At 39.3% G+C, this 290-nt stretch carries 1 protein-coding gene; it reads left to right on the forward strand.

Annotated elements, in window-relative coordinates; translation table 11 throughout:
- On the forward strand, window positions 1-290 hold a 290-nt coding region (locus Q1A15_RS20965), incomplete at both ends, for a hypothetical protein (protein WP_299628407.1).

Below are 290 nucleotides of genomic sequence, written 5' to 3' on the forward strand. Positions count from 1 at the left end.
GAATTAACAGAAACAAATGCAGATGGTTGTATTTCTGGGGCGACTACAATTGTTATTGATCCTGCATTAACAACACCAGTTGCACCAGCTGTAACACATGTAGATCCAACCTGTTTAGTAGCAACAGGAAGTATCAATGTTACCAGTCCAGTAGCGACTTCAACATATACTTTAACAGGAATAACCCCTGTAGTAGCTGCTCAAACTGGAACTAGTTTTACAACATTAGCACCAGGAACTTATGAATTAACAGAAACAAATGCAGATGGTTGTATTTCTGGGGCAACTAC

The organism is uncultured Tenacibaculum sp. (assembly GCF_947495995.1).
Classification (GTDB): domain Bacteria; phylum Bacteroidota; class Bacteroidia; order Flavobacteriales; family Flavobacteriaceae; genus Polaribacter.